Origin of the sequence: Acinetobacter kyonggiensis, assembly GCF_900107285.1 — a bacterium.
GTDB lineage: Bacteria > Pseudomonadota > Gammaproteobacteria > Pseudomonadales > Moraxellaceae > Acinetobacter > Acinetobacter kyonggiensis.
In genome coordinates this window covers 36121-59449 of sequence record NZ_FNPK01000019.1, presented here as the reverse complement: position 1 = coordinate 59449, position 23329 = coordinate 36121, and the positions used below count along the sequence as shown (strand labels likewise).

Here is a 23329-nt window from a genome sequence, read left to right as displayed (position 1 = left end):
GAACTCAGAAGTGAAACCTCTTCGCGCTGATGGTAGTGTGGGGTTACCCATGTGAGAGTAAGTCATCGCCAGCTCATTATTCCTAAAAACACCCCCAACCTAAACGTTGGGGGTGTTTTTTTAAGTGTGAAATAAAAGAAATAAAAGAAATAAAAGTTAAATATTAGGAATGATTAAAATACGCTGTCGAGCTGAAGTTTACTTTTTAAAAATTATTGCTATCGTATCGTTTAATAAGAACTGGTTTTAAATTTCGGTTTTTAATACCAAAATTAATCATTGTGAAGTTGAGTTTATTGATATTTTAACTGCTAGATAATAAAAAATCCTTGTTATTTTGATATAGCACTTTTCTTTATTTGCTGAGTTGGGTGTGTTTCTGTAATGATTTATACTTAAATTTATTATGATCTTTAGCTGAGGCTTTTATTTTTTAGTGCTTTAATTGCCTATCATTTTTGGAAATATAAAAATAGGTTACTGGCTTGTAGTCTCTATATGTTTTTATCAATATGGGTAGATATGTGGAAATTATTAGATTTTTCTTTTAATCTATTTTTTAATTTATATTATTTTGAATGAAATTATGTTATAAAAATATAAAGCGGCATGAAAATTGCTTATAAAAAATATTGAAAAAGAGTAGAGGTAATATGAAGTTATCGGTTGGATTAAAAGTTGCGAACTCCTTGTCGTTGACACCGCAGTTGCAGCAGGCCATTCGTTTGCTTCAGCTCTCGAGTTTGGAACTTGAGCAAGAAATTCAAACTCAATTGGATAGTAACCCTTTATTAGAAAAAGTAGAAGAGCAGTCGAATATAGAGAGTTTATCTTCTTTACAGGAGCAAGAAAAAGAACATGACAATAAAGATTTGACCAATGAATTGAATGCCAATACTTTACCTGATGATTTACCTGTTGATACGGATTGGGATGATATTTATAGTCATCAGCCAACGAGTCTAGGTTCGCCTGAATATGAGGAGCGTGAGGATAACCGTCAAGGACATTTGGGTTTAAAAGAGCACATGCTTGAACAGATTAATTTATTGCATTTTTCACAAGTTGATCGCCTGATTGCGCATTGTATTGTTGATTCCTTAGATGAAAAGGGTTTTTTAGATGCAGAAATCGCTGAAATAACAACCTCGGTTCAGCATTTACTGGAGTCTATGGATTACGATGATGAAGTTGAAGATGATGAAGTTATTGTTGTTTTAAAGCATATTCAGCATCTTGATCCACCTGGGGTGGCATCACGTAATTTAGCCGAATGTTTGTTGGTACAATTAGAAAGTTTACCCGTACAAACAGCATGTCGTCGTGAAGCAATAATTTTATTAAACCATTATGAATTATTAATTTCTAATGAATTACCAAAACTGGTAAAACAGACTGGTTTAAATCCGGATCAATTAAAATGTGCTGTTGATTTATTGAAAACATTGAAAGCCTATCCGGGAATGGAGTTTGAAGAAAAAGATTCAGACTATCAAATTCCAGATATTGTGGTGATGAAGAAAAATGCACATTGGCAAGTACAATTAAATCCAGACATTATGCCGAAATTACGCATTAATTCTTTTTATGCCAACATGATTAAACGTGCAGATCAAAGCAATGATAATCAATATTTACGTAATCAAATGTTAGATGCCAAAAATTTTATTAAAAGTGTGGATGAACGACATAAGACCTTATTAAAAGTTGCCACATGTATTGTTGAGCATCAAAAGATGTTTTTAGAAATTGGTGCGGAAGGGATGAAGCCTTTGGTGCTGCGTGATGTTGCAGAAGAAGTGGATTTACATGAATCTACGGTATCACGTGTGACGACGAATAAATTTATGCTGACACCACGTGGTTTATTTGAACTGAAATATTTTTTTTCCAGTCATGTCGCGACAACGTCGGGTGGAGAAGCCTCCTCAATTGCAATTCGTGCGAAAATTAAAAAACTCATTTCTGAAGAAAATCCGCGTAAACCCTTGTCAGATAATATTATTGCGACTTTATTAAAAGAGGATGGGGTTGATGTTGCACGTCGAACCGTTGCTAAATATAGAGAGTCGTTACATATTCCATCATCTTCTGAACGAAAAGTGTTGATCTAAATTTTAAAGTGTGGCTATTCTAGAGGTTCATTATGACAAGATAATGAATCTCTTTTTTACTTAAGGAATAGCCAGAATGATTTAATGTTGAATGTGCAGGATTTTTTTTGCTGGCATTAGATCGACTTGGTAATGCCTTTATTACCCTAAAAGAAGGTGAGGGATAGAACTATGCAAATAACAATCCGTGGTCATCATTTAACTATCACCCCTGCAATTGAAGAAGATATTCGGCTTAAATTTTCGCAAATGACCAAGCATCTAGATCAAATAAATAGCATGCAGGTTAAACTCTCAAAAGATCATCAAATTGATAAACATTCAAAAAAAGGCAGTGACAATCATATTGCTGAAGCGATTATTCGTTTACCTGGAATAGAAATGTTTGCTCAAGCCAGTGCGGATGATATGTATACTTCGATTAAGAAATTAACAGAAAAACTAAAACGACAATTGCATAAACATCGGAAAATGCAAGTCGAGTATCAGCCTTTACTTGTATAGTTTACTTTTTTAAATAAAAAGAGGTTTTTAGTGACCTCTTTTTTTATAGATAAAATGTTATACGTTAATGATTTATTTTTCATATTTATAGTAAAATGGCAGGTTTACACCGTTGGTCCTATAAGAGGTCTTTGTGATGAATAGTGAACAGCTCACTGAAATTTTAAAAGCTGCTTTTCCAGAGGCTGAAGTTGCGGTTAGTGGGCAAGGCGGTAAGTTTGATCTTCGAATCGTTGATGAACAATTTGAGGGAAAACGTCCTGTCGCACGTCAACAAACGGTTTATGCTCCGTTAAATTCATATATTGCCAGCGGTGAAGTACACGCGGTAACTATTCGTGCAATGACCAAAGAAGAATGGCGTAAAGCAAGCTTATTCGGAGCTTAGAACTAAATGGATAAATTTTTAATTCAGGGCGGCGTTAAGCTCGAAGGTGAAGTACGCATCTCTGGTGCAAAAAATGCAGCGTTGCCTTTACTTGCAGCCATGATTCTTGCAGATAGCCCGATTACTTTGACCAATGTACCGAACCTTAAGGATGTCAATACTTTAGTTCAATTGATTGGCGGTTTAGGTGTTCAAATTTCTTATGAAGGTGACACAGTTAAAGCTGATGTTTCGACATTGGACAATCAGTTTGCACCCTATGAATTGGTGAAAACCATGCGTGCATCCATTTTAGTGCTTGGTCCATTATTAGCGCGTTATGGTAGTGCACAGGTGTCACTTCCAGGGGGTTGCGCGATTGGTTCACGTCCAGTGGATCAGCATTTAAAAGCACTAGAAGCTTTAGGTGCGCATATTGAAGTTGAAAATGGTTATGTACATGCCAAAGTCGATGGTCGCTTAAAAGGTGGCGAAGTTGTCTTTGATATGGTGACGGTTGGTGGAACTGAAAATATTCTAACTGCTGCGGTATTAGCGGATGGTGTAACCACCATTCGTAATGCGGCACGTGAACCTGAAATTACTGACCTTGCGCTCATGCTCATTAAAATGGGCGCAAAAATTGAAGGTCTAGATACGGATACGTTGGTTGTGACTGGTGTGGAAAGTTTACATGGCTGTGAATATGCTGTGGTTGCTGACCGTATTGAAACGGGTTCATATCTTGCTGCTGCTGCAATTACTGGTGGTAAAGTGAAAACCACACATACGGATCCAAATCTTCTTGAAGCTGTATTAGATAAATTCGAAGAAATGGGTGCCGAAGTGACGCGCGGTGAAGATTGGATTGAACTTGATATGATGGGCAAACGTCCGAAAGCAGTCAGCTTCCAAACGTTTCCTCATCCAGAATTTCCAACCGATATGCAAGCACAAATTATGGCTGTGAATGCCATTGGTCGTGGTTTCGCAACGATTTCTGAAACGATTTTTGAAAACCGGTTTATGCATGTGCCTGAGCTTTCTCGTATGGGTGCAAATATTCAGGTTGAAGGTAATGATGCTGTTGTGACTGGTGTAGACAAACTTTCTGCAGCGCCAGTGATGGCAACCGATTTACGTGCTTCATTCTCTTTAGTTTTGGCTGCCTTGGCGGCGGAAGGGGAAACATTGATTGACCGTATTTATCATATTGATCGCGGTTATGAAGATATTGAAGCAAAGTTACAGGGTTTAGGTGCCCAAATTAAGCGAGTAAGTTAATGAGTGATATGAGAAACGATGATCCAAACTTTGACGTAATGGGCAATTTTGATCATGGTTTAACTTTAGCATTAAGCAAAGGACGTATCTTAAAAGAAACTTTACCGTTGCTTGAAACAGCAGGAATTAACTTACTGGAAGATCCAGATAAATCACGTAAGTTAATTTTTCCGACCACCCATAAACAGGTGCGTATTTTAATTTTACGTGCTTCAGATGTACCGACTTATGTAGAAAATGGTGCGGCTGATTTGGGTGTTGCGGGTAAAGATGTGTTGATGGAACATGGTGCACAAAATGTGTATGAGCCACTCGACTTGAAAATTGCCAACTGTAAACTGATGACTGCAGGTAAAGTTGGCATGGTTCGCCCGAAAGGCCGTTTAAAGATTGCCACGAAATATGTAAATCTGACGCGTCAATATTATGCGAGCTTGGGTGAGCAGGTTGATGTGATTAAGCTTTATGGTTCGATGGAACTTGCACCATTGGTTGGTTTAGGCGATTACATTGTTGACGTCGTTGATACAGGTAATACACTTCGTGCCAATGGTCTTGAGCCACTTGAAGAAATTTGTACAGTTTCTTCTCGCCTCATTGTCAATAAAGCCAGTTTTAAGCGTAAGCAAATGCTGTTAAATCCAATTTTAGCGCAGCTTGAAAAAGCAGTTGCTGAGCGTCAAAGCCAAAAATAAGTCTTGGTCTTGTTTGGATTATCAAAAACCGTCGTGAATCACGACGGTTTTTTTATGGTTAATGTTTGGCTGTTTAAAAATACCAATAAAATAATTTGCCGAATCATTTCAAAAGTTATTTTCTATGAAGCTTGAGCGATAGATGTGCTATTGATATCCAAAAATGCAACGAAACAAGGTAAACTAATCTTTTCTTCATTCACCTTGTAGGTAAATTGATGCGACGTTTATCGACTCAAGATCAAGACTTTCAACAAGTCTTTGCCGATTTATTGGCGTTCGAAACAGTCAACGATCCAGAATTGTTAAAAACAGTAGACCAAATCATTGCAGATGTTCGTGAACATGGCGATGAGCATGTTTTAAAACTCACACAACAGTTCGATCGACATCCTGCGCATCAATTCTCAGATTTGGAACTGACTCAAGATGCATTAAAAGCGGCATTTGAGGGCTTAAATAGCGAAGTGCGTGAGGCTTTGGAGCTTGCAGCAAGTCGTATTCGTGAATTCCATCAAGTGCAAAAGCAAGAAGGCTGGACCTATGTGGATGCGTTAGGAAATACCCTAGGTCAAAAAATCACACCGCTTGATCGTGTCGGAATTTATGTACCGGGTGGTTTAGCCTCTTATCCATCTTCGGTATTGATGAATGCTGTACCTGCACATGTTGCGGGTGTGCCTGAAATTATTATGGTGGTGCCTGCGCCAAAGGGTGAGTTGAATCCATTGGTTTTGGCCGCTGCCTATTTAGCAGGTGTAAGCCGCGTCTTTACCATTGGCGGAGCGCAAGCAGTTGCAGCCTTGGCGTATGGCACAGAAACCATTCCATCGGTTGATAAAATTACTGGACCGGGAAATCGTTTCGTTGCTGCGGCAAAACGTGCGGTATTCGGTCAAGTCGGTATTGATATGATTGCTGGGCCATCTGAAATTTTGGTCTATGCAGAAGGTGAGAATAATGCGGAATGGTTGGCGATGGATCTGTTGTCACAAGCTGAACATGACACCGTTGCCCAAGCGATTTTCATCACACCAGATGAACAACTTTTAAATGACGTTGAACAAGCCATTGAAGAGCATTTAGCGAATTTACCAAAAGCTGAAATTGCACGTACTTCAATTGCCAATCGTGGTGCACTTATTTTGGTGAAAGATCGTGCTGAGGCGATTGAGCTGATTAACCAAGTAGCGGCTGAACATTTAGAGCTGTGTTTAGACGAAGCTCAAGAAATGGCGGAAGATATTCGTCATGCTGGTGCGATTTTTATGGGGCGTTATACCCCTGAAGCGATTGGCGATTATTGTGCAGGGCCAAACCACGTATTACCGACATCGGGTACGGCACGCTTTTCATCGCCATTGGGTGTGTATGATTTCCAAAAACGTTCCAGCTTGATTATGTGCTCGCAAGAGGGGGTAAAAAGCCTTGCGAAAACCGCTGATATTTTGGCACAAGAAGAAAACTTGGATGCACATGCACGTTCAGCACGTTATCGTTATCAATAAGCTTTGATTGATATAAAAGGCTGATTGATCAGCCTTTTTTTAAGCCTATAACAGATTTGATTGAGATATTGAAAGATGAACATTACAACAGAACAAATGCGGTTTTGGAGTCCTGAAGTACGTGAATTAGAACCGTATGTACCGGGTGAGCAACCGAAAATCCAAAACTTACTTAAATTAAATACCAATGAAAATCCATATCCGCCATCACCGAAAGTAGTCGCAGCGGTACAAGCCGTTTTGGCTGATTCTGCCGATGTATTACGTTTATATCCAGATCCAGATGCTTCTGCATTAAAGCAAGCGATTGCGATGCAGCAGAATGTTGATGTTGCAAATGTGTTTGTCGGTAATGGCTCAGATGAAGTTTTAGCCCATATTTTTAAAGCATTTTTTGTGCAAAATCAGCCTATCCTTTATCCTGATATTACCTATAGTTTCTATCCCGTTTATAGTCAATTTTTTGCAGTCAAAACCAAAATATTACCGTTGAATGATGATTTTGAAATTGTGCTAGACGATTATAAACAAGCCAATGGCGGTATCATTATTACCAATCCTAATGCACCGACCAGTATTGCGCTGGGGGTATCTGCGATTGAAGAAGTGTTGCAAGCCAACCCGAATTCAGTGGTGGTGATTGATGAGGCTTATGTTGATTTTGGTGCGCAATCTGCGGTCAGCTTAGTTGAAAAATACGAAAACTTAGTGGTGTGTCAAACCACATCGAAATCAAGATCACTTGCGGGTTTACGTGTCGGTTTTGCAATTGCGCAGCCCCATTTAATTGCTGGGCTTGAAGCGGTCAAAAACAGTTTTAATTCTTATCCAATGGATCGTTTTGCCATTGCAGCTGCGGTTGCTTCATTTGAGGATCAAGCCTACTTTGAAGCACAATGCCAAAAAGTGATCGCAAGCCGTGACAAGCTGGTGACTGAATTAGAAAGCATGGGTTTTAAGGTTTTACCATCAAAAGCCAATTTTATTTTTGCATCATTACCCAGCAAAGATGCGGGTGAACTGGCTGCACAATTACGTGAACAAGGGATTATTGTGCGCTATTTCAATAAACCGCGTATCAACCAATTCTTACGTATTACCATTGGTACGGATGAGCAAAATCAACGTCTAGTAGATACCTTAAAAAATGATATCTTAGCTTAAGCGTTAAATTTCAGGTGATTTTTGCCATGTATTGAGTAGGTCAAGCATGGCAGAAACCTTATCAAAACATTCTTGATATTCTGCGTCGCAATCTGAAGCGATCGTTACACCACCACCGGCCCATAACGACACATCTTCTTGGTACTTTTGGATGGAACGAATCAAAATATTCCAAGAACCTGTACCATCAAAATTAAAATAACCAAGGCTACCGCAGTAAGCACCACGTGGAGCACCCTCTAGTTCATCAATAATTTGCATGGCACGAATTTTGGGTGCACCAGTAATTGAGCCACCAGGCAGTGCAGACATCAGTACATCAAAAGGATTGGTGTCATCTTTGAGCGTGGCTGTGACTTCGCTGACCATATGATGAACTTGGTTAAAAGATTCAATTTCAAAAAGTTGCGGGGTTTTTACCGAACCTGTTTCAGCATAAACACTCAGATCATTACGTAGTAAATCGACAATCATCACATTTTCAGCTTGATCTTTTTGAGAATGAATCAAGTTTTGTTTTGACTCTTCATCTTGCTTTGGGTCAGCATAACGAGGCATTGTACCTTTGATGGGACGAGTCACAATTTTTCGATTTGCTTCAAAATCAATGAACAGTTCAGGTGAGCAGCTTAACAGTTCAAAATCATCAATTTTGAGGTAGCCAGAATAGGGAGCATCGGTGAGTTGCCAAAAATCTTCAGCGATATCCAATAAGCAACCTTGCGCTTTTGCTGTAAATTCTTGTGTTAAATTAATTTGATAGCAGTCGCCAGCTTTAATATATTCTTGCACTTGCTTAAATGCAGATCGATATTCATTTTTATTCCAACGTGCACTACATGCTTGAGTCAGTCGGAAAGACTGATGTTTTGTGTTGGTTAATGCAGCTTGAATCAATTGGAAAATTTCTTCAGCCTCATCTTCATCACTAAAAAAAGTCCAACCTTGCTGAGTCAATTTCAGATAGCTACGATAAATACCTAAAAATAAAGCGGGTTGCTTTTTTTCTTGCAGAGAGACTTGTTGTTGCGCAGCAGCATCATAACTGATGAAACCAATTAGCCCCCCTTTAAAATCACTTTGATGGTTTTGAGTATGGTTTTTAAAAAAATGATTAAAATGAATAGGTGATGATTTTTCTTGATAGTGATGTAGAGAAACTCGTTTGAAACTTTGAATAATTTGATCTTGCTTCAACATATATTCGGAAGCAAAAAATGCGATCACAGGCTGGTTTACATTTTTTAAATAAACCAAATGTGTGAGATGTGATAAGGATGAAAGTATTTGAGCGGGACTAAGCCATTGTTCAGTCAGCAATTTTTGAAAAACAATAGGATTATTCATACGGTGTTAAATTACAGCAAAGGATACAAGTGACTACTATTCTATAACAATGTTTATGCATAAAAACTGTAAATACCGTTTGTCGGTAACATATAGATTGCGACCAACAGCAGTTGAACAAAAAATGACACAGATATAACTTAACTAGGGCAAATAGACTGCTCAAGGAAAAGATTCACTGTTGTCAGAAAACGAAAAACAATAGGTGATATCGAGTGGTTAACAATCAAAAAAATAATACTCTTGGGAGAGTACAAAGATGAAAAAATTTACTAAACTTGCTTTAGTTTCTTCATTGGCAATTAGTGCAAATGCGATGGCAATGCAAGCAATGGATGATGCTTCATTGGGCGCGACCACTGGTCAAGATGGTATTAACATCGGGATTGGTATTTCAAAAATCCAAATTGAAAAACTCTATATTCATGATAATGATGGTTTGTCCGCAACTGCAAAAAATACTGTGACTGGTACTAAAGTAGTTATGAGTGGTACTCCTCCAGCTCCTGGTTTTGCAGCAAATGCACTTGTTTCTGAGAGCGCAATTGTTGGTGGTACAGGGGTTGCTGGCGCAATTGTGATCAAGGGTAATGGTAAAACGGGTGACGTAAATAAAGATCACGGTATAGTAATCACTGCTAATACACAAGCTTTGTTGGCTTCTCATAATTTAGCTGATTTGCAAATTGATAGTGATGCGGGTACAGGCGCTAATGGTGCATTTATCAATATTGCTGCTCAAGTGTCTGGCTTAGATATTAGTATTGGTGAAATTGGTGTAACGGCTTCTGGCACTGCAGGGGCTGGTTCACTTCGTCGCGGTGGGGATGATACAAATTACAACGCAATTTTAAGTGGTTTGACATTAAAAACAGGTCAAATGGCTGCAAATATTCAACTGGGTGCAGCTCCGCAAGGCGCGATGATTAAATTGAATACCAAAATGGTGGGTGGTCTTGAAATTAAGAACCTAGGTATTTTGGATAATTCAACTAAACAGGGCGTGGGTGACGGTACTGCTGGTAACCGTGCTGCTGGTGAAATTTTTGTTGAGAGCATTAAGGTTGCAGATGCAAATTCTACAGATTTAACAATTAATCAAAATATCAGTGTTATGGGTAAAGATGATGCTAGTAACGGTTATATCCGTATGGTCAGTTCTTCAGGTCCAATTGATACTTATGTAAAAGGCGTTCATTTAGGTAGCCGTACTGCTGGTTCAATTGGTGACGTAGAGGTTCAAGGTCTACAAACTTACTTCAGCCCAGCTCTAGGTTCTTATGTTCCTGGTTCTATCATTACCATTTCTGGTCGTTAAGCTTAAATAAAAAAAAGCGCGTGATTTCACGCGCTTTTTTTTACAAAAATAATGTGAAATTTTTCAAAAAAGCTTAAAAAAAGTAAAAAAAAGCTGTTTTTTTTTATAAAAAAAGGTATCTTCATTTTTACATGGATGTAGAGCATTTGCTCTAGAAAAATAATGAACATAGGCACGTCATGCCGATAACTAGAAAAGTTAAAAAGATATGTTAGAGATCGCATTAGGCTCGGCATTGATGTACTACTTTGCCACTGAAGCCTTTGAAATTAAGAAAAAACCAGCGGAAGCTGTCTATTACACAGAAACATTGGATTCTCGACAAGATTCTTTTAGTCGGATGCACCGTGAGCCTGTTCTCATCAAACCTGCTTTAGAGGATCAGTTTCGTGGCATTGTCCGTCAAGCATATGACTATAGTTGTGGGTCTGCCGCATTAACGACATTGTTAAATGGATATGTGGGTACACAATTATCTGAACAACAAACCATGAATGGTCTGTTGAAGTTTGGTGAAACTGAAAAAATTATTGAACGTCGAAGTTTCTCTCTTTTGGATATGAAGCGCTTTGTCGGTGCATTAGGCCTAGAAAGTGGTGGATATAAAGGCGAATTTTCAGATTTAGTCACACAGGCTCAGCCTGCTATTGTGCCAATTTCTTATGCAGGATTTAAGCATTTCGTTGTTTTTAAGGCTTATAAGAATGGTCGCGTCTATGTGGCTGATCCTGCATTGGGGAATATCAGCTTTGATGAACAGCGTTTTAAAGATATTTGGGAAAACAATACGCTTTTTTTAATTAATGTCGCTCCTGAAAACAGAAAAAAATTCTTAGCACTTCAAGATTCAGATTTACGACATGTAGAGGATGCAACAGTGAATCGCTATGCTTTTGTTGATTTGCAATATCCACAATTTTATATGGATAAAATTGCAGATAAAGCATCAACAATTCGTTTAGATAAAAATTTAAATGAAGAATCAGAAAATTTTGGTAAACCTACCTATAATTTTTTACGTCTTTATTACAAGAGTAAATAAAGTTTAAAAGTGACAGATTAAAAAAATAAAAATGGTGAGATGGAATATGAATCGTAAATGGATGAACAAAACTTTATTGGCTTTAAGTATTCAAGTGGCAATAGGGGGGGCATATGCAGCAGAGGAACCAGCGCTGGGTGGGTATGATGTTGTTGAACAACAAGCAGATGTTGATTTAACTGCATCACAAGCGACTCCTTCTCAATCGGAAGGGGGGGCTGTGGTAGAGGAGCCAGCACTGGGTGGGTATGAAAATGTAGAGGAGCCAGCAGCAGCGGTATCTACACCTGCACCGTCTTCAGCAAATACGGCAACGCAACCTGTCAATGAACAATCACAAGCCTCTTCAGCATTACAACAACAAGAAGGTGATGCGAGTAAGGAAGCAAGTTTACAAGAAGTTTTCACCTCAAATGAAAGACAGTATTCATTAATCAAAAAAGGTGATATTTCATCTTATTATGATATTGATTATACGTATTATCGTGATACGCAAATTGATGCTGAAATGGCCAAAGGTCAGCTTTATCAATTGCGTGTTCAAGAAAATGCAACACATTCAATGACCAATACTTTTACTGCGCAGTATGGTGTCCTCGATAATTTAACCTTTACTGCTTCTTTGCCATTAGTTGCAAAAACAGATTTATTAAAAGATACCTCTACAGCAGGTTTAGGTGATATATCTTTTGGTGCACGTTGGGAGCCCTTCCCACTAAAAACGGGTCGATTACCGCTGATTTTATTTGGTAATGTATCGACTAAAACAGGTGATAGTCCGTATGAAGTAAATGCAGCCGATGACCTGGGAACAGGAAAAGGGTATTACTCGGCGGGTGTTGGTGCCAGTACACGTAAATATATAGACCCTGTGGTACTTTTTGCTTCTGTTTCAGCAAATTATGGATTTAAAGAAACGGAGCTTAATCAAAAACGTGGTTCACGTACTATTAATGAGTTTGAACCTGGGATTAGTGGCGGTTTTGCTTTTGGTTTTGCTTATTCGTTTAACTATGATGTTTCTATGACGATGTCATATCAGCAGAGTTTTAACACTGGATCAGAATTTACTTATAGTTCTGGTGAGAGTTATTCTCCCGCTGACCAGACCAGTTCTACTTTAGCAATTTCATTGGGTGTTCGTGTTTCACCAGAAACTATTGTAAATGGAACGGTGGGCATAGGCTTAACAGAAGATGCACCTGATGTTTCTTTAGGTTTGTCATTCCCACTTGATATTTTAGGTTTCGGTAAGAAACTACGCTAAGAGGGTGGTCGTATGTATAAGATTCGACTTCGCCCGTTAGCAGCAGCAATTATATTATCGGGCTGTTCAAGTGCAACGTTTGCTCAATTGGGGCAAAATTTGTCTGTTGATATTCGATCACTCAGTATGGGGAATGCTGTTACGGCAGACCCTCCAGGCATTAGTGCCATTCATTTTAACCCAGCCGCTTTGACCAAAATTGAAGGCTTACAAACCGACGTGCAGGGGATTCTTGCTAATTTTGATATTAAAAGAGAGTTTTCAGTTCCAGCAGGTTACAACGTATTTGGTTACTCTGATGATCCAATGGTGTGTAATGATGGCCCTGAGGTTTCTTCAGATTTGTGTACGGACTTTAAGGGCACCGTGAATGGTGATGTAGAGTACGTCAGTTTATATGTGCCAATATTGAAAAAAATGGTTGATCTGGGTGAAGGGATACCGATGGCTGCACCTACAGCAGGTATTGCCTATAAACCACCGGGTTCAAAAATGACGTTTGCCACAGCAATGTATGCACCTTTAGTTGCTGGTTTTGGTGCTGAAAATGGTAATGCTGGGAATTATATGGGGCAACAAGTTGCTCTGGAACGGATTACCTATTTATCACCATCAATTGCCTATGAAGTAAATGACGCTTTGTCGATTGGTGCTTCAGTCGGGATGTCTTATCAAGCGATTGGCTTAAAAACAGATTTGCGTTTTCCCAATGAATTGATTGGTATGCTCAGAATGATCGATGAGGTCGTTTGTACCCCTTTCAAGGAAAATCAGGACATTATTACTGATATCTTGCTTCTTGGTATGTGTAATACCGAAGAGGGGATGAATCCTTTTGGCCGTTTTGGACAAATGCAGCTGGCATTAGAGCAGTCGCTCAGTCCAAGTTATAACCTTGGTGTTTTGTGGGAACCGACCGAAGATTTTAGTTTTGGGATGGTTTATCAAAGTTCTGCAAAAATGCGTCTAAAAGGTAAATACCATATTGATAATGCTAAAGCGCCGCAGGAACTTATTAAAGGCTTAATGTCTTCACCAACAGGACAAATTCTTGCCGCAATTTTAGGTTTCCCGAGTGTGGTTCCTGCCAGTGAGTCAGGTCTTGTTTCAATGGACTTTGAATACCCTGCACATTTTCAAGCAGGTGTGAAATATAAGGTACTACCTGATTTACAAGTTAATTTTGATGTTGGATGGACAGATTATAAGGCTTGGGATAAGTTTAAATTTGAATTTGATCGACAAATTTCAGCATTAAAAATTGCCAAATTACTCTCGGCAAATATTGGGGATACGTCTTTAGCATTGCCGCTAGAATTTACCTCACCATGGAATTTTGGCATAGGCTTGGAATATTCAGCGACAGATCGTTTGAAGTTGCGTGCGGGGTATGAGCCTCGTACCAGTGCAATTCCTGATAATAAACGCAATACGATGGTGCCGATTAACAATGCACAATTGTTTGGTTTAGGGGTGGGTTACCGTTTTGACGCCGATACGGATGTAGATTTGTCGATTGGTTTTCTGCGTAGTAAAGATAAAATTCCAGCAAATTCGAGTAGCTTAGCAAACCAAACAGGTGTTAATAATATTCTATTGAATCCTTATGCAGGTCTAAATGTTAAAACGGATACGAAAGTCACAATTCTAGGATTGAACTATAGAACCAGATGGTAGGTATATTGAAAATAATGAAAAAAAAATTATTGGTGAAATCGATACTGACATTATGCCTTTTAGATGTATCTTTTTCATATGCAGGTGAGTTTTATACCATTATTGGTCCAGATGGTCGACCGATGGTCGTACAACAAAGAAGTTTGCTGCCCAAAAGCAAGGTTGCTGAAGTTTTAACGCAACAGCAACCACCTGCTCCAGAGCAAAAACAAGTGCCAGACATTCAGCAACCAATCGCTGTAGCTGAAATAAAGTCATCCAAGGGTTTGGAGTTGTCGGTTGATCATCAATCATTGGCGAACACGACAGCAAAAAATTCTAATGTTGCTGATCAAGCTCTACAACAACGTGTTGTACAGGTTGCATCTAAAAATGAAGAACAAAAGAAAGATGTTTTAAAGCCAAAGCCCGTGATTGAGAAAGTTGTACAGCAGCCGAGCTTAGCTCTTGTGGTAAAACAACCAGAAGCTGAAAATACCGATGCTTTTATGAGTATCAATGGTGAAAAATATATTAGAAATGAATACTTAGAAGATAAGGAATTTAATCTAGAGGGCAAAAAGCGTTTTTATGCAATGCCTGAAGGGATCATTGATATTAAGCATGGCGCAACGCGACTACAATTGGTAGAAAGAGAAAAAGGGGTAAGTAAATCCATCATACAGTCACTTTTTAAAAACAATCAAAAAAAAGAGAGTGGCCCCATTACATTGTCATCGACATATTATCGAATTTCACAAGCGGATGTGGTGGATAGCTTAGGACAACAATGTATTCAAGATAAAAAAATTAAAAATGCCAAAACCGTGAGTTTGGGGAAAGAGGTTAATCTATGGCCACGAGTACCTTTAAAAGATCAATTCGATTTTGAAATTGTGCAGGTATCCAATGCAATTCAAAATATTCAAATTAATTCTTACGCTTCACGTCAACAGAATCCTACTTTTTATTGGCCCTTTGTGGTCTTTTTAGATGCAAATGCTTGTGTCCTAGAAGGTGCAGGTGGTTTTAAAAATCATGATGCAGTGGCATCTTTTACTTCCCATGAAAAAATTGAAGGGGTGATTCATGTCCCACTTAAAAGCCAATATATATTACTCACACCTTTAGCCAGTGCCATCGATTTAGAGAACAGAGCACTGACCAATCAAGGTCAATTAAAGTTAATTGCCATTCGTTAAGAATAGAACAAGAGAATTCAGGATGAAAAATAAATATTTACTCCCTTTTACACTCACAACATTGATGGCTGCTTTGAGTGGTTGTGGTGGTGAGAGCGCTAATATTACTCCCGAGACGTATGATTCAAGTACGGCAAATGGTGCATGTACACCAAAAATGAATGGGTGTGTAGAATTTGCTTTAGATTATCCATTGGATGGACTTAATTTTACCTGTAGTAGTGATACAACCAATAGTTTTATCTCAATATTAGATTTGAGTGATGGTGCTGCAACAGGAAGTTGTAGAACGGGTGATAAAGTCACTTTCTTTATCAAAGGTGAAAAAGATAAAAAAATTAATTTAGGTGTGGTTGAGTTAAATAAAGTGGCACGACTCAGCACTAATCAAGTCCCTCGTTTAACCATTTTGGATATGGCTGTGGGGATTACGCAACAAGATGCTCAAGCTTTAAATAAAAATGATCCCACTATCAGGGTAGCAATGAAGTTGGTGAAAATTTTCCAAGCTTTAGCTTTGCAAGAGAACAAAATTAATACGCCCACTGATATTCAAGCTTTATATATTAACGATGCAATGCGCTCAAAATTAGAACTTATTTTAAGTTCAGTCACTTCGCAACAAATTGTCAGTGATGAATATATAAATATGATTAAACCATGGGTTGATGTTTCAGTGATTGATGATGATCAAGCATTTGCAGTGGTTAGTAAATTAATGACGATTGCGACTGCCGCAGTCTATCAACCAGAATTTGCGCTATTTTCAACCAGTGGCGTATTGGGCAGTTTAATATCGGGTTCCGATGGTTTGGTCGGCTGTAATAAAGAAGATTGTGATTTAAAGAAGAGTGATAGCTCGACCAAATATTTATTTGGACACTTTATGTTGATTACCGACCGACAGGGCTACACTTTTGGTAGTGGCTTACAATGGAAAGGTGCAGCTACAGGTGATTTGGCTGCTATTAGCAGTGTCAATGCTGAATTAATTCGTAAGGTAAAACCCGTGCGTATGACTGCACTCGCACAAGGGCATTGGATTAACCCGATTAATAAAAAAATTGATCAAAATTATCAGCTAGATGTAGCAGATGTAAATTCACAGCCATTGATCATCAGTCAGGGTAAGCTTTTTAATGACTATATGATGGCGGGTAGAGAACAATTTTATAAATTATTAACCAATAAGACGACAGTTAGCACGGAAGATTTAAAAGATTTAGGTCGTTGGAAGCAAAGTACCACTACAGATGAGTTTAAAGGGTCTTTAGATTTATATAAAATATTTCCAATCACTTATTTAGATAAACAAGTGTTTCAATCTGTCAGTAATGTGAGATCTGGGGATAAATATATTTTTCCAATGTATGCGGATTTAACTTTTAAATTTACAGAAAGCTCAGTCCCAGCTGTTAAGTTAGGGATTGTGATCGATCAAAATGGCGATATCCGTTCTAATATTAAATCAGGCGCTACCGAGACGGATATGTCTACATCCAATAATGCGTGTACTGAAAACTCATTTGATCAGAATACCTTTGTTGATCAGTATGGTGTACAACAGTATCGTTTAGGGACGATTGCACGTGCATTTACAGCGAATAAATTACTCTCTATACGTATGATTTTAGCTCAGGACAAGTTTGCAAAAATTAATGGTGCTTTGGTTGGCATGAACTCTAGCATTAAAACATCATCTAATTCATCGACTGAAAGTATAATCGTTGGTGGGGCATTGTTAGACGTAGCAAGTTTATTGGATCCAACTTTAACCAGTGGACAAGCGCGTGTGACATTGACAGATTCAGCGAAGCAACCTGTACGATGGGGGAACAGTTTAGCGAGTTTTCAACATGTTTATAATTTAGCGAATGACAGTGCAGCAAGTGATGCAGATAAGGCACTGGCTAAGTTAGCGGGGGGAACACTCGATTTCACTTTAGCCCCGTGTTATAGCATTGCGATTAAGTAATTATTACGACTAGCCTCAAAAAAGCCCATCAAGAGATGGGCTTTTTTGAGGCTTTAATTTTGTTCAAAAAAATTAGCCCGTATGATCTAAACGCGAACCCAATGTTTCTAAATGCATACTAAATGAATGGGTTTTACGATCTTCAAAATAGTGCTTTAACGTATGTTCTACACTTGGAAAAGCCAGCTCAGACCAAGGGATTTCATGTTCTTCAAATAAACGGGATTCAATGGTTTCTTCCCCTGCACCGAACATACCATTGACTAAATTTGCTTTGAATAAAACATAAATTTGACCAATTCGAGGAATGTTATACATACAATAGAGCTGTTCAATTTCAATTTCAGCTTCGGCTTCTTCGCGTGTTTCCCTTGCCGCACCTTGTTCCATGGTTTCAAACAATTCCATATAACCCGCTGGAAGTGTCCATAATCCATAACGTGGTTCAATTGCGCGTCGACAGAGTAAAACTTTATTTTCCCAGAGTACCAGCGCCCCACAAATAACCTTGGGATTGATGTAATGAATATTGCCACAATCTGTACAAACACGGCGTAATTGATGATCGCCGAGTGGGATTTTTTCCGCTGTTTTATGTCCACAAATTACACAGAAATTCATATTCATCGTCAATGATCAAGGTGTGATCAGCATAACTGAAAAATTTAACTTTGGCATCATTTCTATCTTTTAGAATAAAAATTCAGCTATGATGAAATGAAGAAGAAATAAACAGAGAGTCGGCTATGGATGACCATTCGTTAATTCAATCATTACAGCAAAGATTACGGTTTTCCACACGGGTTAAATCTGCACAAGCGGCTGTATTAATTGCGATTACCAATGAGTCCAATCCCAAGGTTTTACTTACTCGCCGTTCACTTTATTTATCCAATCATGCTGGCGAGGTTTCCTTTCCGGGCGGCAAAAGAGATCCACAAGATACCAGTAATATTGTGGTGGCATTACGTGAAGCCTATGAAGAGACCGCATTAAATCCATTTGATGTGCAATTGATTGGTGATTTACCGATGCAAAAAGCACGTAATGGTATGTTGGTTAAACCTGTGGTGGGATTGATTCCGCCAGAAGTCAACTTGATTGCTCAACCGAGTGAAATTGATCGTATTTTTTTTGCATCACTGGATAGTTTAATTCAAGCGCCACCGATTCCTTATGAAGTACGTTATGCACATCAGTCTTTATATTTTCCCAGTATGCGGGTGGAAAATGAAATCGTTTGGGGTTTGACTGCACGCATGTTAGTTTCATTATTTCAGTATGGTTTGAACTATCAGAAAGAATGGCCTTTTTTATTAAATTCCCCCGCTTTTTATAGCAATAAGATTCAACGTGGTAAATAGATCAAGGAAGATAAAACATGATGTATAAATTTAATGGCTATGCACCGAAAGCAACGCATCAACCTTGGGATGGTTGGGTTGCTGAAAATGCAACCGTGCTTGGTCAAGTTGAAATGGGCAAGCAGGTCAGTGTTTGGTTTGGTGCTGTGATCCGTGGCGATAACAGTAAAATCAGTTTGGGGGATTTTACCAATGTTCAGGAAAATGCCGTTTTACATACCGATGCGGGCATTGAAATGCATATTGGTCGCTATGTTACGATTGGACATCAAGCCATGTTACATGGCTGTACCATTGGTGATAACACATTAATTGGCATTAATTCCGTCATTTTAAATCATGCTGTGATTGGTAAAAATTGCATTATTGGGGCGAATGCTTTAATTCCTGAAGGTAAGATTATTCCTGATAATTCTGTCGTGATGGGCTCACCAGGAAAAATTGTCAAAACTTTAGATCAGGCTGCTGAAGTTAAACTTAAAATGAGTGCGCTACATTACGCTGAACATTTTAAGCATTTTCAAAATTTGGAAGCTGTTGAACTTTAATTAGAATGGATTTATTGAGCCAAGTTGGTACTTGGCTTTTTTGTATCCCTCAGATGTAAAATCTCGCCTAGCGTGCATGAGTGGGGTATGATAACACTCGTTTTTTATCGCCAAATAAATTAAGGTTGCGCATGAAATTGCTGGCATTGGAAACTGCCAATGAGCAGTGTTCCATCTGTATTGTAGATGAAACCCACGAATTATTTTTTCAATTAGATGCGCGAGCAAAAGCACAAACGCAAACCATTCTCCCCATGATAGATCAAGCATTTACTCAGCTTGCGCTATCTGGATCAGAATTAACTGCAATCACATTTAGCCGTGGTCCGGGGTCTTTTAGTGGCGTGCGAATTAATGCTGCTGTCACTCAGGCATTGGCATGGGCCAATGATCTGCCAGTTGTTCCTGTCTCGAGCTTACAAGCTTTAGCGCAGGCAGCTTATCGTATTTACGGTTTAACCGCAGTCACTGCGGTACTCGATGCACGTATGAAGGAAGTGTATATTGCAAGTTTTCAACTCGATCAACAGGGCATTATGCAAGCTGTTGATGCAGAGCAATTGTTAAACTATAGTGATGCCACTGAAATTGTTAAATTTGAATTGGTCGGTTCAGGTTCAGCTTTAATTAAGCCAGAACAAATACAATACAAAGACTTAAGTGCGACTGCGCAAGATATTGCGACCATTGCGCGCACAGATGTTAAGCAAAAAAAATGGGTCAGTGCTGAACAGGCATTACCCGTGTATTTACGTGATAACGCTTGGAAAAAAATTCCAGAACAAATTAAAGCAACTTAAGGTTAGATATGGATCTTTTATTATTATTTAAAGCGGCCATAATGGGCTTGGTAGAAGGGATTACTGAATTTTTACCTATTTCCAGTACTGGGCATTTAATCTTAGCAGGTCAACTTTTAGATTTCTGGACAATTGAAAAAAGAGAAATGTTTGCAGTTGCAGTACAAATTGGTGCAATTGCGGCTGTGATTTACGAGTATTGGGGCAAACTTTGGGGCGCTTTAATTGGTGGTCTAAAAGGTCAAGAACAAGGCCGCCGTTTAAGTCTTAACTTAATTATTGCTTCAATTCCAATCGTGATTGTTGGCTTAACGTTTGGCGATATAATTAAGGCTTACTTATTTAATGCGATTACCGTCGCAATTGCATTAATTGTGGGTGGTTTTATTATTTTGTGGGCTGAACGCCGTCCGCATAACATTGAAACCCAAGAAGTCGATGATTTGACCTATAAACAAGCGACTTTAATTGGTCTGATTCAATGTTTAGCCTTATTTCCGGGTACTTCGCGTTCAGGCTCAACCATTATTGGGTCTTTATTTTTAGGTGTATCACGTAAAGCAGCAGCAGAATTTTCTTTCTTTCTGGGTATTCCTGTATTAATGGGTGCTGGTTTATTAGATATGTACAAAATGCGTGCTGATTTGCATAGTAATGATATGGCTGTTCTAGCTGTGGGTATTATTGTGGCATTTATTTCTGCACTCATCGTGATTCGTGCATTAATCCGCTATGTATCGAAACATGATTTCACTGCATTTGCGTACTATCGTATAGGCTTTGGTTTGTTTATTTTGGTCACTTGGTGGACAGGTTGGGTTTCTTGGTAATGCATTTGTTTACAGAACCTCAGTTTCAAGCGCAAGCACAGCAGTATTCTGCTGTGCTTTCTTCTCGTGGGGTTCAGGTAAATTTAGAAATCATTGAAAAACTGAATGCTCGCTTTTTACGTTTTCATCCAGAATTAGCGTTGTGTGTAGATGAATTGGGTCTTTGGCTGTGTGCCAATGGCATGAAAATGCAACCCGACTGGAAAGCTGAAGTTCCACGGTTAAAAAGAGCTTCACTCAAATCTGAAATGATTGCACGGGCATGTAATTTAGGCGAAAAACCCAGATTGATTGATGCGACAGCAGGCTTGGGTCATGATAGTTTACTGATGGCACATTTAGGTGCTGAAGTCACTTTGCTTGAACGACATCCTATTTTATTTACCTTGCTTGAAGACAGTAAAAATAATGCTGAACATGATCCTTTTTTAAGCTCGGTCGTGGCACGAATTGATTTAATTTTTTCTGACTCTGCTGACTATTTAAGCCAGCAAGCAGAACAGCATAAGACGGTTGATGTGGTTTATTTAGACCCAATGTTTCCGCAACGTGATCAAAATCAGCAAGCCATTAAAAAACAAGCTCAAGTCAAAAAACAGATGCAATTGTTACATATGCTGTTACCTGAAGATGGTGAAATGGACTTGGGTGATAATTTATTGATTTTGGCACAAAAACTGGCAAAACGAGTGGTGGTGAAGCGTCCTCGTCTAGCCGTCTATTTGGCAAATCAACAACCCAATCATCAATGGCAAGGTGATGCTTGTCGTTTTGATGCTTACTTTCAGTATCATCTTATAGAGTAGATGGGTAATTGCTTCAATATTGTGCATTAATCTGTTATATAGTTAAAAACAGCATTGATAAAACTCCCATCAAGCATACACTTAGATTGTAAATCAGCGAGCTATAGCCAACCCGAAATCCTATGATCGACTTCAAACCCTCCATCAATTTTTGGCATGATTTTAAAAGTAACCAAACTGCAGGGATGTGGCTTTTTTTGGGGTCGCGCCAGTCTTTACAGATCGTTCGCCCCTCGATTTTGCAATTGATCTTTTGGGGGATTTTAGGCGGCAGTGCCAACAGTCTTTTTAGTTGGTTAAGTTCTGGTGAAGTCGGGGATTTCAATCCTCAAGGCTTGATTAGTTATGCGTTATGGCCTTTTATTGCTTTAATTGTTGGGATTTTCCTGTCACAACGGATTAATAACCCACGTTTAATGCTCGTACCCGCATTGTTGTGGTTGGTACTCGACACACATATCGCCTTATTACAAAGTTTCATTCAGTATTTAGGTTATATCGATGTATTGCCTTATATTTTCTATGACTATTTACCCACCATCTTCATGGTGCTGTTTGTTTGGCAAAGTTTGGCCGTGGTTTGGGTATTCTCACGTGAATTGAAGTGGCCATGGTGGGAGCGGGCACTGATTGTTGCTGCAACCCTGTTTACTCTTGTGGTTTGGCAAATGTCAGTCAAAAGCCAACCCATTTGGAAAGTCGAAGAAATACCGCCCACTTTTGCTGAAGATGCCTTTTATGCCCAAAATCAGGTCCTGAATAAATCTCTGGAAGCGGTTCAGTATGGTGAGTTTGCACAATCTCATTGGTATTTTTTAGGCGTGGCAGGCGCAGGCTATCAAGACGTGTTTAAGTCGGAAGTTGAACGCATTAAGGAACAATTTGATACCCGTTTTGGAACTTTTGGACGTTCACTGGTGTTAATTAATAATCCGACAACACGAACTAAAATTCCCATCGCTTCACGCACCAGTATGGACTTGGCGCTGCGTAGAATTGGACAGCAAATGAACCGAGAAAGTGATGTATTATTTTTATACATGACCTCGCATGGTTTGCCAAATCAGTTTGAAATGGAAAATGCACCCATAGATTTAAATGATGTTGATCCGAAATGGTTAAAAGAGACCTTAGATAAATCTGGGATTCGCTGGCGTGTGATTGTGATTTCTGCATGTTATTCAGGGAGTTTTGTTCCTGCATTACAAGATGATAATACCTTGATTATTACCGCATCTGCCGCAGATCGAGCCTCTTTTGGTTGTTCAAATGAAGCGGATTATACGTATTTTGGACGTGCTTTTTTTGATCAGGCGATGCGAGAGCAGACTTCTGTAACTGCTGCATTTGAGCAAGCGAAAGCAACAGTGGCACAGTGGGAGTCGGCTCAAGGTTTTGAAGCGTCGGAACCGCAATGGTCGATTGGTAAAAACATGGAATTTATGTTGCCACAATTGGAACAACGCTTATTTCCAGTCGTGGGCAAGAGTGATAGCAAAACAGTAGAAACACCGCAATTAAGTGTTCAAACCCAATAA

The 23329-nt window shown here is 38.9% G+C and carries 21 protein-coding genes and 1 rRNA gene; 20 read left to right on the top strand and 2 right to left on the bottom strand.

Annotated elements, in window-relative coordinates; all coding sequences use genetic code 11:
• The 8 genes from rrf to hisC form a co-directional block, all read left to right on the top strand.
• A 5S ribosomal RNA gene (gene rrf / locus BLV99_RS18745) occupies nt 1-74 on the top strand; the annotation flags it as partial.
• Between the two features lie 579 nt (nt 75-653).
• Complete coding sequence (locus BLV99_RS13710; RefSeq protein ID WP_086185687.1) at nt 654-2114, top strand: RNA polymerase factor sigma-54; 1461 nt, start codon at nt 654-656, stop codon at nt 2112-2114.
• A gap of 171 nt (nt 2115-2285) precedes the next feature.
• Nucleotides 2286-2618, top strand: coding sequence for a ribosome hibernation-promoting factor, HPF/YfiA family (gene hpf, locus BLV99_RS13705; protein ID WP_086164554.1), 333 nt, complete (start codon nt 2286-2288; stop codon nt 2616-2618).
• 136 nt (nt 2619-2754) lie between these two features.
• Nucleotides 2755-3006 carry a BolA family iron metabolism protein IbaG gene (gene ibaG, locus BLV99_RS13700; RefSeq protein WP_004650949.1) on the top strand — a complete coding sequence of 84 codons (252 nt, stop codon included), beginning with the start codon at nt 2755-2757 and terminating at the stop codon, nt 3004-3006.
• A gap of 6 nt (nt 3007-3012) precedes the next feature.
• Nucleotides 3013-4269: a UDP-N-acetylglucosamine 1-carboxyvinyltransferase gene (murA, locus tag BLV99_RS13695; RefSeq protein ID WP_092691686.1), complete on the top strand. Its 1257-nt coding sequence runs from the start codon at nt 3013-3015 to the stop codon at nt 4267-4269.
• Nucleotides 4269-4964: an ATP phosphoribosyltransferase gene (gene hisG, locus BLV99_RS13690; protein WP_086164552.1), complete on the top strand. Its 696-nt coding sequence runs from the start codon at nt 4269-4271 to the stop codon at nt 4962-4964. The genes murA and hisG overlap by 1 nt, the downstream gene beginning before the upstream one ends.
• A 218-nt stretch (nt 4965-5182) precedes the next feature.
• Nucleotides 5183-6472 carry a histidinol dehydrogenase gene (gene hisD, locus BLV99_RS13685; RefSeq protein ID WP_092691684.1) on the top strand — a complete coding sequence of 430 codons (1290 nt, stop codon included), beginning with the start codon at nt 5183-5185 and terminating at the stop codon, nt 6470-6472.
• A 75-nt stretch (nt 6473-6547) separates the two neighbouring features.
• Nucleotides 6548-7636, top strand: coding sequence for a histidinol-phosphate transaminase (gene hisC / locus BLV99_RS13680; RefSeq protein WP_092691681.1), 1089 nt, complete (start codon nt 6548-6550; stop codon nt 7634-7636).
• Nucleotides 7637-7639: 3 nt separating this feature from the next.
• Here the strand turns inward: hisC and pabB are convergent, their stop codons facing one another.
• Nucleotides 7640-8983: an aminodeoxychorismate synthase component I gene (gene pabB, locus BLV99_RS13675; RefSeq protein ID WP_092691679.1), complete on the bottom strand. Its 1344-nt coding sequence runs from the start codon at nt 8981-8983 to the stop codon at nt 7640-7642.
• A gap of 259 nt (nt 8984-9242) precedes the next feature.
• Here pabB and filA point away from each other — a divergent pair, with 259 nt between their 5' ends.
• The 6 genes from filA to filF all read left to right on the top strand — a co-directional run bounded on the left by filA (nt 9243) and on the right by filF (nt 17443).
• Entirely contained in the window at nt 9243-10301 is a 1059-nt protein-coding gene (filA, locus tag BLV99_RS13670) for a putative pilus system protein FilA (protein ID WP_092691676.1), read from the top strand.
• Between the two features lie 208 nt (nt 10302-10509).
• Complete coding sequence (gene filB / locus BLV99_RS13665) at nt 10510-11343, top strand: putative pilus system C39 family peptidase FilB (RefSeq protein WP_086164547.1); 834 nt, start codon at nt 10510-10512, stop codon at nt 11341-11343.
• A 46-nt stretch (nt 11344-11389) separates the two neighbouring features.
• Nucleotides 11390-12610, top strand: coding sequence for a putative pilus system protein FilC (gene filC, locus BLV99_RS13660; RefSeq protein ID WP_171259186.1), 1221 nt, complete (start codon nt 11390-11392; stop codon nt 12608-12610).
• Nucleotides 12611-12622: 12 nt separating this feature from the next.
• On the top strand, nt 12623-14287 hold the full coding sequence (gene filD, locus BLV99_RS13655) for a putative pilus system OmpP1/FadL family transporter FilD (RefSeq protein WP_086164545.1): 1665 nt from the start codon (nt 12623-12625) through the stop codon (nt 14285-14287).
• Between the two features lie 14 nt (nt 14288-14301).
• A complete protein-coding gene (gene filE, locus BLV99_RS13650; protein ID WP_092691671.1) occupies nt 14302-15468 on the top strand; it encodes a putative pilus assembly protein FilE in 1167 nt (388 codons plus the stop codon).
• Between the two features lie 22 nt (nt 15469-15490).
• On the top strand, nt 15491-17443 hold the full coding sequence (gene filF / locus BLV99_RS13645; RefSeq protein ID WP_092691669.1) for a putative pilus system protein FilF: 1953 nt from the start codon (nt 15491-15493) through the stop codon (nt 17441-17443).
• A 72-nt stretch (nt 17444-17515) separates the two neighbouring features.
• Here the strand turns inward: filF and BLV99_RS13640 are convergent, their stop codons facing one another.
• Nucleotides 17516-18064, bottom strand: a complete 549-nt coding sequence (locus BLV99_RS13640) for an NUDIX hydrolase (protein WP_074947638.1) — start codon at nt 18062-18064, stop codon at nt 17516-17518.
• Nucleotides 18065-18189: 125 nt separating this feature from the next.
• Here BLV99_RS13640 and BLV99_RS13635 point away from each other — a divergent pair, with 125 nt between their 5' ends.
• The 6 genes from BLV99_RS13635 (at nt 18190) to BLV99_RS13610 (ending at nt 23329) form a co-directional block, all read left to right on the top strand.
• Nucleotides 18190-18807 carry an NUDIX hydrolase gene (locus BLV99_RS13635; protein WP_086164542.1) on the top strand — a complete coding sequence of 206 codons (618 nt, stop codon included), beginning with the start codon at nt 18190-18192 and terminating at the stop codon, nt 18805-18807.
• 17 nt (nt 18808-18824) lie between these two features.
• Nucleotides 18825-19355, top strand: a complete 531-nt coding sequence (locus tag BLV99_RS13630) for a gamma carbonic anhydrase family protein (protein ID WP_092691667.1) — start codon at nt 18825-18827, stop codon at nt 19353-19355.
• 131 nt (nt 19356-19486) lie between these two features.
• The gene (gene tsaB / locus BLV99_RS13625) at nt 19487-20155 is read left to right on the top strand and encodes a tRNA (adenosine(37)-N6)-threonylcarbamoyltransferase complex dimerization subunit type 1 TsaB (protein WP_092691664.1); all 669 of its coding nucleotides are present in this window, start codon (nt 19487-19489) and stop codon (nt 20153-20155) included.
• An 8-nt stretch (nt 20156-20163) separates the two neighbouring features.
• Nucleotides 20164-20985 carry an undecaprenyl-diphosphate phosphatase gene (locus BLV99_RS13620; RefSeq protein ID WP_086185675.1) on the top strand — a complete coding sequence of 274 codons (822 nt, stop codon included), beginning with the start codon at nt 20164-20166 and terminating at the stop codon, nt 20983-20985.
• Nucleotides 20985-21791, top strand: a complete 807-nt coding sequence (locus tag BLV99_RS13615) for a class I SAM-dependent methyltransferase (RefSeq protein WP_092691662.1) — start codon at nt 20985-20987, stop codon at nt 21789-21791. The genes BLV99_RS13620 and BLV99_RS13615 overlap by 1 nt, the downstream gene beginning before the upstream one ends.
• A gap of 122 nt (nt 21792-21913) precedes the next feature.
• A complete protein-coding gene (locus BLV99_RS13610; RefSeq protein ID WP_092691659.1) occupies nt 21914-23329 on the top strand; it encodes a C13 family peptidase in 1416 nt (471 codons plus the stop codon).